The organism is Microbacterium sp. ARD32 (genome assembly GCF_031844385.1).
Classification (GTDB): Bacteria; Actinomycetota; Actinomycetes; order Actinomycetales; family Microbacteriaceae; genus Microbacterium.
Genome location: NZ_JAUZVD010000001.1, coordinates 475,287 through 491,054, shown reverse-complemented (window position 1 = coordinate 491,054; position 15,768 = coordinate 475,287). Strand labels below are relative to the sequence as shown.

The following is a 15,768-nucleotide window of genomic DNA, read 5'->3' as shown; positions in this document are numbered from 1 at the left end:
CGGCGGATCCGGGTGGGTTGTCCACAGTCGGCGGGTATCGAGTCCACGATGCAGCGGGATCGAGCATCCTCGGTACGCATGAGCACATCTCTGGGCGAATGGATGCGGCGGCATCACGGCATCGCGCACACGCGTCACCTGCGAGAGGCGGGGTTCTCACGTCATCAGGTCGCGAAGGCGGTGGATGCCGGGCACCTGCAGCGCGTGCACCGCACCTGGCTGGTGGCCGGAGAGTGCTCCGCTGCGCGGCGCGCGGCCGCGGAGGTGAGCGGCCGGGTGACGTGCGTGACCGCCGCCGCGCAACGGGGGCTGTGGACGCCGGATGCCGCGGACACGCATGTCTGGGTGCCGCCCAGTTCTGCGCACAGCGGGCGCCCCGGGCTGGTGCTGCATCGCGCGACCGCACCCGCGCCGGTCGCACGGTTCGCCGTGGAGGAGCCGATGCTGAACGTGCTCTTCCACGTGGCGCGCTGCGTGCCGCCGGTATCCGCCGCCGCCGTCTGGGAGTCGGGGCTGCGCACGGGCGCGGTGACGCTGAACCAGCTTCGGCGCACGGAGTGGGGAGCCACGGCCTGTCGCGCGGTGCTCGACCGTGTGGGGACCGGGTCGGACTCCGGAGTGGAGACCGCCTTCCTCGCGATCGCCCGCAGCTGCGGCGTCGAGGTGCAGCAGCAGGTGCGGATCGACGGGCATCGGGTGGACGCGCTGATCGGCGAGCGTCTCGTGATCCAGCTGGACGGCTTCGAGTTCCACGGCAGCGCGAAGGATCGGCGCAAGGACCTGCGCCAGGATGCCCGACTGGCGCTGCTCGGGTACACCGTGCTCCGCTTCGACTATCAGCAGGTCATGTTCGACATGCGGTACGTGCAGGAGACCCTGTTGAACGCGATCGCGCAGGGCCTGCACCGGGCATCCCACCGCTGACTCCGACCACGCCGCCCCGGCCGGCTACGCCGTGCCCCTGCCGAGAAGAGGAGAACCGCCCAGAACAGGTGAATCTCCGTGCTTCTTCGCCTGTTCTGGGCGGTTTCCCTTTTCTGGGCAGTGCTCAGGCTGCGGCCACGACGTCGAGCTGGACCCGCACCCCGCGCACGGGGAGATTGTCGACCTGCACGAACGTCACTGCGGGGCTCCACGTCGAGCCGAAGCGCAGCCTGAGGCCGGACATCACGGCATCCAGTTCGCTGTTGTCGGTCAGGTAGACGATCACCTTCGCCACGTTCGTCCAGGCGAGATCCCGTTCTGCGAGCACCTCCTCGAGACGGCCGGCCGTCTGCTCCACCTGGAGTTCGATCGCTGCCGCCGGGTCAGCATCGGCGGCATGCGCCGGGCCGATCCCGGAGAGGAACACCAGTCCCGCTGGCCCGCCGACGACCACCACAGGTCCGTGGCCCTCGATCATCATCGGCTCGATCATGACAGCTCCTCCTCGGCAGGACGCACGGCGACCAGCTCCAGCTCGAGACGCGCGCCGGGCGCGCTCAGCGCATTGATGCCGACGACGGTCGTCGCCGGCGCTCCGCCTCCACGTCGCGCGAGATGCTCTGCGATCGTCTCCTGGACGATGTCGTGGTCGCGCAGGTCCGTGAGGAACTGTGCGAGCTTGACGACGTGCTTCCATTCGAGTCCGTTGAATCGGAGCACTTCGTCGAAGGTCGTCAGCACGCGCAGCGTCTGCTCGCGGATGTCGTCGGGAAGGATGCACTCCTCCTCGACGTGCGGGTGATGGTGGTACAGCGCGATCGCGGTGGCTCCCGACATCCAGAAGAGGGAGTCCGCGCCGGCCGTCGCCCGGGCAGTGGGGAATGTCATGTCCTGTCCTCTCTCACGCGGTGGTGCGCACCGCGATGACATCCAGCTCGAAGCGCGCGCCGGGACGGCTGAGCGCATTGACGCCGATGAGCGTGTTCGCGGGCTTCCAGCCGGAATCGCCGGTGAACTCCGCCATCGTGATGTGCACGTCGACCGTGTCGCGCATGTCCGTCAGGAACTCGTACACGTGCACGACGTCATCCCAGGTGAGCCCGTTGGCTTGCAGGACCTGGGTGTGGCGGCTCATGACGAAACGCACCTGCTCGACGATCCCGTCCGGCAGCGCCGCGTCGTCTCCCGGCTGGATCGCTCCGGAGATGAAGACGTACTCCGAACCGGGATGCACCTTGATCGCCGGAGCGTACGGCAGCATGTACGCCTTGCTCTCGTCGAGTTCGATCAGTTCCATTCGTGGCATCGCCATTCTCCTTCTGTTGTGTGTGTGCCTTCGCGCTCGGGGACCGCGTCGGCGCGAGGGCTCACAGCCCCAGGTATCGGTGCACCGGGGTCGGGTCAGCCACGAGTCCCGCGCGCGACCCGGCCCACGCGATCGCGCCCTCCTCACCGAGGATCAGGACGCGATCACTCAGTGCCAGCGCGAAGTCCACGTTCTGCTCGGCGACCAGCACCGAGAGGCCGGTCGCTCGCAGTTCCTGCAGCCGCTCGCCGATCACCCGCAGAACGGCCGGGGCGAGGCCCTCGGAGGGTTCGTCCATCAGCAGCAGCCGTGGCCCGGACATGAGCGCCCGTCCGATGGCGAGCATCTGCTGCTCGCCGCCCGAGAGAGTGCGTGCCAGCGCGCGTTCGCGCTCCTCCAGGCGGGGGAAGAACTCGAACACCCGCTCGATCGTCCAGGCGTCGCGGTCACGTGGGCGGGGCACGATCGACAGGTTCTCGCGAACCGTGAGACTCCCGAACACCTGTCGCCCCTGCGGCACGAGACTGCTGCCTGCATCCGCCACGCGGTGAGGCGGGAGGCGCAGCAGCTCCACCCCCTGCAGCTGGACGCTGCCGGAGAACACCGTCGGAGGCGCGAGCCGGCTGATCGCACGCAGCAACGTCGTCTTCCCCATGCCGTTGCGCCCCATCAGGGCGACGGACTCACCCGGCTCGACGTCCAGGTCGACGCCGTTGAGCACGCGGGCGGTGCGATAGCCTGCATGCAGATCGCGCACTTTCAGCATCCGTCAGTCCCGCCTTCCCAGATAGACCGCCTGCACCGCCGGATTCGCACGGATCTCCTCCGGCGTCCCATAGGCCAGGGGCACGCCGTTGTCCAGGCAGAGCACCATGTCGGAGAGCTCGAGGGCGAGACTCATGTCGTGCTCGATGAGGACCACGCTGGTCTCGCGCGGAATGGTCTCCAGCAGGCCGCGCAGCATCCCTCGCTCGGAGGCGGAGAGGCCCGCGGCGGGCTCGTCCAGCAGGAGAAGCCGCGGCATCCGCACCATCGCGACCGCGATCTCGAGCTGCCTCTGCTCTCCATGGGAGAGCTCGTGGACGGGATGGTTCAGGCGAGCGCCGAGCCCGACTCGGTCGAGCACGGCGACCGAGTCCGCGTCGGCGGCCGACTCCGGACGCGGGCGCCCCCACACGCTGCGCGCACGCCAGGTGCCGACCTGCGCCGCGATGCACACGTTCTCGAACACGCTGAGCTGCTCGAACAGGTTCGACACCTGGAAGGTGCGCGCGATGCCCCGCCGCGCGCGAGCGCGCTCACCCAGCCGAGTGACATCCTCACCCAGCAGATGAACACGGCCCGCTGTCGGACGGTACTCACCCGCGATCAGCCGGAAGAGGGTGCTCTTGCCCGCACCGTTCGGCCCGATCACCGCCAGACGCCCGCCCGGCGGCAGTTCGATCGTCACGCCGTCGACAGCGGTCAGCCCGCCGAAGCGCTTGGAGATGCCGTCCAGGCGCATGTCGGGCTCTCCCCCGGCGACGGGCGCCGAGGGAGAACCTGCGGTCATGACGCTGCTCATCGACCTGTCCGCGAGGTCGAGAACGACGGGCTGGACAGGAACTCGTCCGGGTCGAACGTCCAGAACTGGCTCACGTCCGAGAACTCGTCCACGACGGTGTTCCACAGCTTGCCGTCGTCACGCGCGGTGACGTCGCGCACCAGCACCGGGGCGACCAGATTGTTGTGGTCATCGAAGCTCACCTTGCCCCAAGGGCTGGCCGACAGATCGGCTGAGGTGATCGCGTCGACCAGATCGGCACCCGTGAGCTTCTCATCGATGCCCTCCAGGGTCGCCGCCAGCATCTGCGCGGTCGCATACGCGCCGAAGGCGTACACCGACGGGAGGATGCCGTACTCGGCCTCGTAGGCCTCGACGAAGCCGGCCACGAGCGGCGCGCCTTCGGCGTAGTAGGCGACGGAGTTGATCCCGAGCGCGATGTCGCCGACATCCTCGAGGATCGCCTGATCGAGCGTGCAGCAGTTCGCCAGCACCGGAGTCCTCTCCAGCAGACCGAAGTCGGCGGCGGATCGCAGGAAGTTGGAGCTGTCGGTGCCGCCGGCCGTGCCTGCGAAGACCACGTCGACATCGGCGTTCGCCAGCTGTGTGACGTAGGTGCTCAGGTCGGTGGCGTCGCCGGGATACCACAGCTGCAGCGGCACGTCGCCGCCCGCTTCGGTGAAGGCGCTGACGAATCCGCCGCAGCTCTCCCATCCGAACGCGTAGTCGACGCACAGCGTCGCGGCGGTGCGGTGCCCCTCGTCGAACGCCCATTGGCCGCCCGGGAACGTCGTCTGGCTGCCGGCGAGCGCCCCCGTGCGCAGCACGAGCTCGCTGAACTCCCGCTGCGTGATGTCGTCCGCCGAGGACTGCGCGAGGTTCACGACTCCCTGCTGGCTGAGGTAGTCGGCGACAGCGAGCGCCTGGTTGGCGAGGACGGGTCCGACGACGACGTCGACCTTCTCCTCGGTGACCAGTCGAGTCGCCTTGGCCAGGGCCGTGTCGGGGCTGCTCGCGTCATCCTCGAGCACGGTCTCGACCGTGAAGGCGCCCGCCGTGGCGCCGTTCTGGTCCCAGTACAGCTCCCATCCCTGCTTGAGATCCGCGCCGATGGCCGACACGAAGCCGGTCATGGGTGCGAGCACGCCCACCTTGAACGTGGTGCCGCCGCCGACGGGCTCGTCGCCGTCGCCGTCGTCGGACAGCGAGCTCGATGGCGCGCATCCGACGAAGACGAGTCCCGCCGCCGTGACCGTCGCCGCGAGGACGTACCGCAATCCTCGCCGTTGAGTTGATCGCATTGCCTTGCCTCCTCAGTACTGCTGTGTGGATCGCGTCGGCTCGGAATGCCGACGACGAGGGTCCGTGCGGAGCCGCTGCGCGGCTGCACGGAGTCGTGGGATGCCATCGCTCTCCTTGACGATGACGACGACCACGAAGATGATGCCGAGCACGGTCGGCCAGCGGTCCACGTACGTGCTCAGCACCTGCTGGATGAGGACGACGACCGTTGCCCCGATGAGCGGACCGAGTGTGCGGCCGGCGCCGCCGAGCACGACCATCACCAGTGCAAGTGCTGACGCCTGGAATCCGGATGACGCGGGGCTGACGAACTCGTTCTGCCACACCAGGAGCACTCCGGCGAGGCCTGCGAGCAATCCCGACAGCACGACCGCGGCGAACTTGTACGCGGAGACGCTGTAACCGAGACTGCGCATGCGCGACTGGCTGTCACGGATGCCGCGCAGGCTCAGCCCGAACCGCGACGCCGACAGCGCGCGAGTGGCCAGGGTCGCCACCAGGAACACCGCGAGCACGAAGAAGTAGTACTGCCAGTAGTCGGAGATCGCCTCGGGTCTGCGGATGCCGGTGAGGCCGTTGTCACCTCCGGTCACGGACGACCATCGGTAGGCCATCCCGTAGCAGACCATGCCCGCCGCGAGCGTCACCATCAGGAAGAAGACACCAGAGGTGCGCATCGAGATCACGCCGTAGACGACGCTGGCGATCAGGGTCAGCAGCAGTGCGACCAGAAGCTGACCCGTCAGGCTCATCCCCTGTCTCGACGACCAGGCGAGTCCGTAGCCGGCCGCCGCCGCGATGCCCGCGTGGCCCAGCGAGTAGAGGCCGGCGTTCCCTGCCAGCAGGTTGACGCTGGAGGCGAGCAGCGCGGATGCCAGTATGAGTGCCGCGACGGTCACGTAGTACTTCGTCGCCACGTACGGCAGGACGACCGCGGCGATCAGCAGTGCGCCGCACAAGGCTGTGACGGCCACCTGCCGGCGGTTCGGGCGTGGGCGGATCATGCAGGCCTCCCCAGCAGCCCGTAGGGACGGAACACGAGCACGAGCGCCATCGGCGCGAAGACGGTGAAGTATGAGAACTCGGGGAGCCAGACCTTCGCGAAGGCGTCGACGAGTCCGATGAACGCCGCGCCGATCGCTGCGCCCGGGATGCTCCCGAGTCCGCCGATGATGACCACCACCATCGCGAAGAGCAGGATCTCGGTGCCGGACGAGGGATTGAGGCTGAGCAGCCCTGAGCCGATGGCGCCGGCGATGCCGGCGAGCACGGCACCGAAGACGAACACCCCGGTGAAGACCCGGTCGACGTTGATGCCGATCGCCACGGTCATCTCCCGGTTGTCGACTCCGGCGCGCACGATGGCACCGACGCGGGTGCGCCGCTGCAGGATGAACATGATCAGGCCGATCACCAGCGTGACGCCGATGATGAAGAGCCGGTACCACGGGTAGGCGAAGTCGCCCACGACCAGCGAGCCGCTCGGCGCCCCTGATCGTCCGACGGACTTCGGGTCGCCGCCGAAGATCGCGAGCATGAGGTCGGAGATGATGAACAGCACGCCGACGGTGACGAGCACCTCCGGCATCTCGCGATTGCGCACGCGCCGCAGCAGTCCGCGTTCGACTCCGAGGCCGACGACACCTGCCGCGATCGCCCCGGCGATCAGACCGATCCAGAAGCTCTTCGTCAGAGCCACGGCTGTCAGCGCCACATACGCGCCGACGAGGTAGAACCCTCCGTGCGCGAGGTTGGAGATCCGCATCAGACCGAACACGAGCGTGAAGCCGCTGGCCACCAGGAACAGCAGCGCGCCGAAGCTCAACCCGTTGAGGGTCTGCTGCAAGAAGAACGTCGCGTCCACTGCCGCCCTCCGTCCATGCGCCGTAGACCGTGGTCTTCGACGCTCATCACCATTGATGTCTACATTTGTAGAAATAAACCGGAGGTTTGTCAAGCAATTCTTGAAAGAACCGAGTCGAGCATCTCCAACTGCGCTTCGGGGCGCGTCGCACCGGGTTCGAGAGTGGGCAGCACGCGCATGCCGGTGATGATGTAGAAGAGCGTGTCCACGATCGCCCGGTCGGAGAGACCGCTCGATATCTCACCGTTGCGACGAGCCGTCTCCAGCTCGTCCTCGATCCACTTGCGCCAGATCGCGAAGGAGTCGCGGTGGATCTTCCGCAACGGGGCACTGGAGGCAGCGCGATCCCAGAACGCCACAGCGACCCGTGACTCGATCTGCCGCTCGGAATCCAGCGGCAGCATCTCCAGGCACAGCGTCCGGATCGCCGCCGTACCGGTGCGACCCTCGATCGTGTGCGAGGCGCGTTCGTTGACTCGGAAGAACGTGTGCTGGAACGCAGCGGCGAGCAGATCGTCCTTGCTCGAGAAGTAGTACTTCAGCGCCCCGTTGGCGAACCCGGCCTCGGCGGCGATCTCACGCATCGTGGCCGCCTCGAACCCGCCGCGACCGATCAGCCGCCACGCGGCCTCGACGATCTCCTTGCGTCGCTGATCATGGTCCACCCTCTTCGGCACGCCGCCCCCGCCCTCCGGTCATCGTGAGGCAATTTCTCCTACCGGAGATAATACGGCGACCCGGCCGGAACCGCTCGACCCGCCTCGGCGCGGGTCGGACATCCCGCCTCAGCGCGGGTCGGACATCCCGCCTCAGCGCGGCTCGGACAGCCGCGCCAGCAGCTCGGTGAGCAGCACTTCGGCGACCGGGGGCGGCAGCTTCTCGATCAGCGCCATCAGCACGGCCATCGGCTGATCGGCCGACACCTTCCCCGCCCCGGCGAGCCGCAGCAGGCGCCAGGCGGCCTTCGGCCCCGGTACGCGCCCGCCCTCGCCGTAGCCGAGTGCCCGCATGCCCGCCAGCAGCATCCGTGCGTCGGCTCGCGGTCTGCCGCGGACGGAATCGGATGCTGCGCGCAGAGCGTCGCCGAACTCCCCCACCCGCTGCTCGAGCACCGGCGTGAGGGTCAGGTGCGCGCTGTGCGGGATGCGCACGCCGTCGGTCTGCACGAGCCCCGGCTGGTGCTGGATCTTCCAGCCGTGACCGGCCAGCTCGTCCGCCAGCCGGTGCGGATCCACGCGCTCGCCCGGTGGCACGGAGTCGTCGGCGACGAGCGCGATCGCCGGCCCGACCGGGTCGCCCAGGACGGTCAGTCCTGGAATGTCCACGACCGTCTCGCGCACGGCATCCGCCACCCGCCGGATCGACCCGGCCAGCTGCGCGTACCCGTCGTCGGAGAGGTGCTGCATGATCGCCCAGCCGGCGGCCAGCGGCGACGCCGAGCGCGACCCGAGCAGGGTGGGATTGACCACCGGATACCCCGCCCACCGCGTGGTCGCGAAGAACTGCGCCCGCTGCCGCCGCCGCCCGCCCTGCCCCCGACCGCCGTGCAGCAGCACCGACACGCCCTTGGGCGCGTATCCGAATTTGTGCAGGTCGGCCGAGATGCTGGTCACGCCGCGCACGCGGAAGTCCCAGCGCGGCAGCCCCGGCCACCACGGCAGCACGAAGCCCCCGAAGCAGGCGTCGACGTGGCACGCGATGCCCCGGTCGGCGGCGGCCGGCGCGACGGATGCCACGGCATCCAGCGCACCCGTCGGATACGCCGGGGCGCTGACGACGACGAGCGCCACGTCGCCGTCCATCCGCGCGATCAGGTCCTCTGCACCCAGAGCGCCGTCGGGCCCCACGGGCACGGCGTCCCAGTCCAGGTCGAACAGCAGAGCCGCCTTCTGGAACGCCGCGTGCACCGTCGACGCGGTCAGCAGCCGCGGGCGTCCGCCGTCCGGATGCGCCTCGCGCCACAGGTCGCGCGCCGCCTTCACCGCGAGCAGGCAGCTCTCCGTGCCGCCGCTGGTGACCGATCCGACCACGGAGCGCCCGCCGTGCAGCATCCGCCGGGCGAACCCGACCACGTCGCTCTCCATCGCCGCGATGGACGGGAAGACGGTCGGGTCCAGACCGTTCAGCGGGCGCGCCAGGCGGGCGGCGGCGTCGGCGAGCTCGTCGAGCTCGCCGAGCCCGGAGTCGTACACGTACGACAGCACCCGACCGCCGTGCGTGGGAGCGTCGCCCTCGCGCAGCGCGCGGAGCCTGGCCAGGATGTCGTGCGAGTCACCGCTCATGCTGCCGGACCGTTCACGCGGACGTGCCGACGATGTCCTGCTCGCGCAGCCGGTACCGTGCCAGGGCCGCCAGGCTCAGCAGCATCAGGAGGGCGGGAAGGATGCTGAAGGACACGGCGATGCCGATCACCGCCGACTCCGGCTGCACGACGGTGGTGCCGGCCGTCGTCTCCAGATACCCGGTCAGTGCGAGCACCACGGTGAGGATCGTGCCACCCAGCGCCATGCCGGTGGTCTCGCCCGCCGTCCACACGCCCCCGAAGATGCCCGAGCGGTTCGCGGTGTCGCGCGTGCCCGCGCCCGCGCGGGTCGTGCTGTCGTGCGCGATCACGTCGGGAAGCATGGCCATCGGCAGGGTCTGCATGCCGGCGTAGGCGGCGCCGGCCAGTGCGACCGGCGCGAGGATCCACCAGCCCGGCATCCACACCATGCCGATCAGCACCAGCGTCGCCACCAGGAACACGACGCTGGCCAGCGCGAAGCCGCGCTCCTTGCCGACCCGGTCGGCGATCAGCTTCCACACCGGCGCCATCAGCAGCGCCGGGGCGATGAGCGCGACGAACAGCTGCGTCACCGCCGTCTCGTCGTGCAGCACCCAGCGCGCCACGTACTGCGCGGCCGCGAGCATCATGCCGGTGGCCAGGCCCTGCAGCAGGAAGGTGGCCAGCAGCGCGCGGAACGGCTGGCTCTCGCGCAGCACGACCACGCCGTCGCGGTAGTGCTCCATGATCGTGGCGCCGGGCCGCACGGGCAGCAGCGGGCGCTGCGGCGCGACCGACGCGGAGGTCACCATGCCCAGCCCGAGCACGACCGCCGCGACGACCGCCATGGTCAGGTATCCCAGCAGCGGGTCATCGGGGAACAGCGCCCGCAGCTCGGGCCCGCCCGCGCCGAACAGCAGGATGGCGACGGTGAGCAGCACGACGCGCCAGCTGAGCAGGCGCGTGCGCTCGCGGTAGTCATCGGTGAGCTCGGCCGGCAGGGCGATGTAGGGAACCTGGAACAGGCTGAAGAACGTCGCGGCAAGCATGAATGCGACCAGCACCCAGAGCGCAGCCGGCAGCGGCCCGAATCCGGCGGGGACGGCGAAGGTGAGCACGAAGGCGACCGGCAGCCCGATGCCGCCGATCAGCATGGTGCGCCGACGGCTTCCGGAGTGCGCCAGCGCGCGATCGCTGAGCCCGCCGATGACGGGATCGATCAGCACGTCCCACACCTTCGCCGCGGTGACGATCGCGCCGGCGGCGAGCGCGGTGACGCCCAGCGAGTCGGTCAGGTAGTAGACCAGCACGAGCCCGGGGAGAGTGGCGAAGCCGCCCGTGCCGAGCGACCCGATCGCGTAGCGGGTGACCTGCCCGCGGCTGAGCGAATTCGACCCTGAACGCATGTCGCTCACTCTAGCGGGGCGCGAAGGAGCTGCTGGCGCGGCAGCACCTCGGCATCCGGCATCCGGCATCCGGGCATCCGGGCATCCGGCCCAGCCCTGCCCTCCGGCCCGGCCCTGCCCAGCCCGATGTCGTTCGCGGGTCCCGAATCGTGGCCTCGGATGCCTGTGAGGCAGCCGTTCCGGACCCGCGAGCGCGCGAAGCCCTACCCGCGAGCGCGCAAAGCCCTACCCGCGAGCGCGCAAAGCCGGACCCGCGAGCGCGCAAGATGGGGGCGGCGGATGCCGTCAGGCGAGCGCGCCCGTGACGGGCACGGTGTTCGCGAACAGGTCGAGCACCGGGCAGTGCTCCTCGACGACGGCGCGCAGCTTCTCATACTCCTCGGGCGTGTTCGGCCCGGTGACGTCGACTCTGACCCGCACATCGTGGAAGCCTGCCCGCCCCGCCTCGTCGATGCCGAACAGTTTCCGCACGTCCAGGTCGCCCTCGGCGGTGATCTCGATGTCGTCGATCGTCAGACCCAGTGCCTGCGCGTAGAGCCGGAAGACCACGACCTGACAGGAGACGAGCGCCCCGAGCGCGTACTCCACGGGGCTTGCCGCCGCATCGTCGCCGGCGAGCGCCGCAGGCTCGTCCACGAGGAAGGCGTGCTTGCCCGCACGGATCTCAGTGCCGACCGAGCCGACTCCTCGCCCTGTCACGCGATAGGTGAGCTGCGCATTGCTCGCATCGCGTGCGATGCGCTCGCTCCACACCGAGCCCGCGTCGGTGAGGCGCTGCGCGCGCTCGTCTGCGGTCACGTCGGCGAGGGCGATGTTCTGATCGTCGAGAAGAGTCATGCGGCGACGGTAACCGGCGGGCGGATGCCGCGCATCCACCTTCGTCATCCCGCGCAACTCCGCGTCACACGGCGCAACCTTCCCTCCGAAGCCGTTCGCCGCCCGCCGACGCCGGGTCCCCGCCCGCCGACGCGGTTCGCGGGTCCTGATTCGCGGCCTCGGATGCCCGAAGGCCGCAATTCGGGACCCGCGAACGCAGACACGCCCGTCCCGCGAACGCAGAAACGCCCCGCCTCCCACACGGAAGGGCCGCACCCTGAGCGCGATGAAGCGGGTCAGCGCTTGTAGTTCGGGGCCTCGACGACGATCTGCACGTCGTGCGGGTGCGACTCCTTCAGCCCCGCGGCGGTGATCCGCACGAACTTCCCGCGCGCCTTCAGCTCTTCGATCGTGCGTGCGCCGACGTAGAACATCGACTGACGCAGCCCGCCGATCAGCTGGTACGCCACGGCCGACACCGGTCCGCGGTAGGGCACCTGGCCCTCGATCCCCTCGGGGATGAGCTTGTCGTCGCTGGGCACGTCGGCCTGGAAGTAGCGGTCCTTGGAGTACGAGGTCTGCTTGCCGCGGGTCTGCATGGCGCCCAGCGAGCCCATCCCGCGGTACAGCTTGAACTGCTTGCCCGACTGGAACACGATCTCGCCCGGCGACTCGTCGGTTCCGGCCAGCAGCGAGCCCAGCATCACAGCATCCGCTCCCGCGACCAGCGCCTTGGCGATGTCGCCCGAGTACTGCAGACCGCCGTCGGCGATCACGGGGATGCCCGCGGGCGCCGCCGCCAGCGAGGCCTCGTACACGGCCGTCACCTGCGGCACTCCGACGCCGGCGACGATGCGGGTGGTGCAGATCGAGCCGGGGCCGACCCCGACCTTGACGGCGTCGACGCCGGCATCCACCAGCGCCTGCGCGCCCTCACGCGTGGCGACGTTGCCGCCGATGATGTCGATGTGCTCGAACGTCGGGTCGGCCTTGAGCCGCTTGACCAGGTCGATCACGCCCTGCGACTGGCCGTTGGCGGTGTCGACGACGAGCACGTCCACGCCGGCATCCCGCAGCGCCTCGGCGCGCTCCCACGCGTCGCCGAAGAAGCCGATCGCTGCCCCCACGCGCAGACGGCCCTGGTCGTCCTTGGTGGCCAGGGGGTACTTCTCGCTCTTGTCGAAGTCCTTGATGGTGATCAGGCCCGCGAGCTTGCCGTCCTCGTCGATCAGCGGCAGCTTCTCGACCCGGTGCTGCGCGAACAGCGCGATGACCTCGCCCGCGGCCACGCCCACCTTGGCGGTGACGAGGTTCTCGCTGGTCATCACATCGCGCACCAGGGTCGTGCGCCGCTCGAAGCCCGACACGAAGCGCATGTCGCGATTGGTCACGATGCCCACCAGGCGGCCCTCGTCGTCGACGACGGGCAGGCCCGAGATGCGGTACTTGGCGCACAGGTTGTCGACCTCTTCGACGGTGGCGTCGGGGGTCGTGGTGATCGGGTCGGTGATCATGCCCGACTCGCTGCGCTTGACGCGGTCGACGTCGGCGGCCTGGTCGGCGATGGAGAGGTTGCGGTGCAGGATGCCGATGCCACCCTCGCGCGCCATCGCGATCGCCATGCGCGCCTCGGTGACCGTGTCCATGGCGCTGGAGAGCAGCGGGGTCGCGACCGAGATGCGGCGGGTGATGCGCGAGGAGGTGTCGGCCTCGCTGGGGATGACATCGGTGTGCCCGGGCAGCAGCAGCACGTCATCGTAGGTGAGACCGACGAAACCGAACGGGTCGTGCTGGGGCATGGAACTGGCTCCTCTGCGCCGGAGGGCGCGATCGAATGACGAATGTGCGCGGGACGGCTGCGACCGGGGACGGGAGCATTGCCGTCGTGTATTGATTCTAAGCTCCACCGCCCTGCGGATATTCCGAGTGCGACCGATACGGGCTACGCTCAATGCGACGTCCATCATCGAACGGCTGCCCGAGTTCGTTCGAGGGCACTCGATGTGGAGGATGCGTGGGACTGAGAACCGCGGCGCTTGAGCGCCCTCATAACGGGCTGATCGCGTTGCTTGCGACGCTGCTGGCCGCCTTCCTGGTGCTCGGCATACCCGCCGGCGCAGCACAGGCCGACACGACCGATGACGGCCAGGAGATCACCCAGTTCTACTTCGCGGGGAACATCACCTATCAGGACGAGCCGATCCCCGACGTGGAGCTCAAGGTCGAGGGCGACGGCTTCGAGGGCGAGACGAAGACGGATGCCGAGGGCTCCTGGCGTCTCTACGTTCCCGAGAAGGCGCAGTACACGATCTCGATCGACGAGGACACGCTGCCCGAGGGCGTGATCGTCGACGCCGAGCAGCTCCCCGACGGCGTGAAGGCCGTCGACGGGACCAGCGGCTCGTTCGAGGCGGAGTTCGGTCTGACCGGCACCAAGATCGTGAACCTCTTCCTCGGGCAGGGTGAGCGGGTCACGGTGTCGTTCCTCGACCAGCTGATCAACCGCACGGTCGGCGGCATCAACTTCGGCCTGCTGCTCGGCCTGGCCTCGATGGGTGCGGCGCTGATCTACGGCACGACCAGGCTGTCGAACTTCGCGCACGGCGAGATGGTCACCTGGGGCGGCGTCGCGGTGGTCATCGTCACCTCGCTCATGAACCTGCCGCTGTGGCTGGGCATCGTCGTCGCGGTGCTCGCCGGCGGGCTGCTCGGCTGGGCGATGGATGCCGGGATCTGGCGTCCGCTGCGCAGACGCGGTCTCGGTGTGGTGCAGCTGATGATCGTCAGCATCGGCCTCTCCCTCGCGCTGCGCTACGCGCTGCAGTACGTGGTCGGGGGCGCGACGCACCAGATTCCGGGCGCGAGCCCGCAGCCGATGAGGTTCGGTCCGATCTCGCTGTCGTACATCGACCTGATCGGCATGGGCGTCAGCCTGGTCGCGATCCTGGGCATGGCGTTCTTCCTGACCCGCACCCGCATCGGCAAGGCGACCAGGGCGATCTCGGACAACCCGCAGCTGGCGTCGGCCTCCGGCATCGACGTCGACAAGGTGATCCGCATCACCTGGATCATCTCCGGCGTCCTGGCCGCGATCTCCGGCATCCTGTGGGCGTACTTCCGTCCCGGCGTGAAGTGGGACATGGGCATGCAGATGCTGCTGCTGATGTTCTGCGCGATCACGCTCGGCGGGCTCGGCTCGGCGATGGGCGCCCTGCTGGGCTCGCTGGTCGTGGGCATCGCGGTGGAGATCTCGACGCTGTGGATCCCCACCGACCTGAAGTACGCCAGCGCGCTGATCGCGCTCATCGTGGTCCTGCTGGTGCGTCCGCAGGGTCTGTTCGGACGCAGAGAGAGGCTGGGTTGACCATGGACTTCGGAAGCATCTTCGGCAACACCCTCGCCTACCTGTTCAGTCCCGTCACCATCGCGTATGCACTGGCCGCGACGGGCCTGGCCGTGCACTTCGGCTACGCCGGCCTGCTCAACTTCGGCATGGCGGGTTTCATGGCGGTCGGCGGCTACGGCTACGCGATCTCGGTGCTCAGCTTCGGGTTCCCGTGGTGGCTCGGCATGCTCGTCGGCCTGGTCGGCGGAGCCGCGTTCGCGCTGCTGCTGGGCATCCCCACCCTTCGACTGCGCGCCGACTACCTGGCCATCGCGACGATCGCCGCGGCCGAGATCGTGCGACTGCTGTTCCTGACCGAGCTGTTCAAGAAGTGGACGAACTCGGCCGGCGGACTCAGCGGCTACAGCACCGGCTTCCGCGACATCAACCCGTTCCCTCCCGGCACCTACGGCTTCGGCCCGTGGACCTTCAACGAGGTGGGCCTGTGGAACCGCGTGTTCGGCCTGATCATGCTCGCCATCGCGGTGCTGCTGGTCTGGGCGCTGATGCGCAGCCCCTGGGGCCGGGTGCTCAAGGGCATCCGCGAGGACGAGGACGCCGTGCGCTCGCTGGGCAAGAACGTCTTCGCTTACAAGATGCAGGCCCTGGTGGTCGGCGGCGTGATCGGCGCCCTCGGCGGGATCATCTTCGTGATGCCGAGTGCGGTCGTGCCGGGCAGCTACTCGACGTCGCTGACGTTCTTCCTGTGGACGATCCTGCTGCTCGGCGGCGCCGCCACGGTGTTCGGTCCCACGCTGGGCGCGGTGCTGTTCTGGATGGTGTTCGCGTTCCTGGGCAACCTGCTGCCGCAGATGTCGGATGCCGGGCTGCTGCCGATGAGCAGCGCCCAGGCCGATGTCGTGCGCTACATCATCGTCGGCGTCGTGCTGATGCTGATCGTGATCTTCCGCCCGCAGGGCATCCTCGGAGACAAGAGGGAGATGACCTTTGTCAAGTGA

At 69.1% G+C, this 15,768-nt stretch carries 16 protein-coding genes; 3 read left to right on the top strand and 13 right to left on the bottom strand.

What is annotated here, in order from left to right; genetic code table 11:
- Positions 1–78 precede the first annotated feature (78 nt).
- Complete coding sequence (locus Q9R19_RS02290) at positions 79–924, top strand: type IV toxin-antitoxin system AbiEi family antitoxin domain-containing protein (RefSeq protein WP_311254729.1); 846 nt, start codon at positions 79–81, stop codon at positions 922–924.
- A gap of 124 nt (positions 925–1,048) precedes the next feature.
- On the opposite strand, the gene Q9R19_RS02285 is transcribed toward Q9R19_RS02290, so the two are convergent.
- The 13 genes from Q9R19_RS02285 to guaB form a co-directional block, all read right to left on the bottom strand.
- The gene (locus Q9R19_RS02285) at positions 1,049–1,417 is read right to left on the bottom strand and encodes a RidA family protein (RefSeq protein ID WP_311254728.1); all 369 of its coding nucleotides are present in this window, start codon (positions 1,415–1,417) and stop codon (positions 1,049–1,051) included.
- The gene (locus tag Q9R19_RS02280; RefSeq protein ID WP_311254727.1) at positions 1,414–1,812 is read right to left on the bottom strand and encodes a RidA family protein; all 399 of its coding nucleotides are present in this window, start codon (positions 1,810–1,812) and stop codon (positions 1,414–1,416) included. Before Q9R19_RS02280 ends, Q9R19_RS02285 begins: the two co-directional genes overlap by 4 nt.
- Before the next feature lie 13 nt (positions 1,813–1,825).
- On the bottom strand, positions 1,826–2,230 hold the full coding sequence (locus tag Q9R19_RS02275) for a RidA family protein (RefSeq protein WP_311254726.1): 405 nt from the start codon (positions 2,228–2,230) through the stop codon (positions 1,826–1,828).
- A gap of 61 nt (positions 2,231–2,291) precedes the next feature.
- On the bottom strand, positions 2,292–2,987 hold the full coding sequence (locus tag Q9R19_RS02270) for an ABC transporter ATP-binding protein (RefSeq protein WP_311254725.1): 696 nt from the start codon (positions 2,985–2,987) through the stop codon (positions 2,292–2,294).
- 12 nt (positions 2,988–2,999) lie between these two features.
- A complete protein-coding gene (locus Q9R19_RS02265) occupies positions 3,000–3,782 on the bottom strand; it encodes an ABC transporter ATP-binding protein (protein ID WP_311254724.1) in 783 nt (260 codons plus the stop codon).
- Positions 3,783–3,790: 8 nt separating this feature from the next.
- Positions 3,791–5,074, bottom strand: a complete 1,284-nt coding sequence (locus tag Q9R19_RS02260; RefSeq protein WP_311254723.1) for an ABC transporter substrate-binding protein — start codon at positions 5,072–5,074, stop codon at positions 3,791–3,793.
- Between the two features lie 12 nt (positions 5,075–5,086).
- Positions 5,087–6,079 carry a branched-chain amino acid ABC transporter permease gene (locus tag Q9R19_RS02255; RefSeq protein ID WP_311254722.1) on the bottom strand — a complete coding sequence of 331 codons (993 nt, stop codon included), beginning with the start codon at positions 6,077–6,079 and terminating at the stop codon, positions 5,087–5,089.
- Positions 6,076–6,939, bottom strand: coding sequence for a branched-chain amino acid ABC transporter permease (locus Q9R19_RS02250; RefSeq protein WP_311254721.1), 864 nt, complete (start codon positions 6,937–6,939; stop codon positions 6,076–6,078). The genes Q9R19_RS02255 and Q9R19_RS02250 overlap by 4 nt, the downstream gene beginning before the upstream one ends.
- 89 nt (positions 6,940–7,028) lie before the next feature.
- Complete coding sequence (locus tag Q9R19_RS02245) at positions 7,029–7,616, bottom strand: TetR family transcriptional regulator (RefSeq protein ID WP_311254720.1); 588 nt, start codon at positions 7,614–7,616, stop codon at positions 7,029–7,031.
- A 132-nt stretch (positions 7,617–7,748) separates the two neighbouring features.
- Entirely contained in the window at positions 7,749–9,221 is a 1,473-nt protein-coding gene (locus Q9R19_RS02240) for a pyridoxal-dependent decarboxylase (protein ID WP_311254719.1), read from the bottom strand.
- Positions 9,222–9,234: 13 nt separating this feature from the next.
- Positions 9,235–10,608 carry an MFS transporter gene (locus Q9R19_RS02235; protein WP_311254718.1) on the bottom strand — a complete coding sequence of 458 codons (1,374 nt, stop codon included), beginning with the start codon at positions 10,606–10,608 and terminating at the stop codon, positions 9,235–9,237.
- A 285-nt stretch (positions 10,609–10,893) separates the two neighbouring features.
- On the bottom strand, positions 10,894–11,445 hold the full coding sequence (locus Q9R19_RS02230) for an OsmC family protein (RefSeq protein ID WP_311254717.1): 552 nt from the start codon (positions 11,443–11,445) through the stop codon (positions 10,894–10,896).
- Between the two features lie 275 nt (positions 11,446–11,720).
- A complete protein-coding gene (guaB, locus tag Q9R19_RS02225; protein ID WP_311254716.1) occupies positions 11,721–13,223 on the bottom strand; it encodes an IMP dehydrogenase in 1,503 nt (500 codons plus the stop codon).
- Positions 13,224–13,438: 215 nt separating this feature from the next.
- Between guaB and Q9R19_RS02220 the strand changes: the two genes are divergently transcribed.
- Positions 13,439–14,788: a branched-chain amino acid ABC transporter permease gene (locus Q9R19_RS02220; RefSeq protein WP_311254715.1), complete on the top strand. Its 1,350-nt coding sequence runs from the start codon at positions 13,439–13,441 to the stop codon at positions 14,786–14,788.
- 2 nt (positions 14,789–14,790) lie between these two features.
- A complete protein-coding gene (locus Q9R19_RS02215) occupies positions 14,791–15,768 on the top strand; it encodes a branched-chain amino acid ABC transporter permease (RefSeq protein WP_311254714.1) in 978 nt (325 codons plus the stop codon).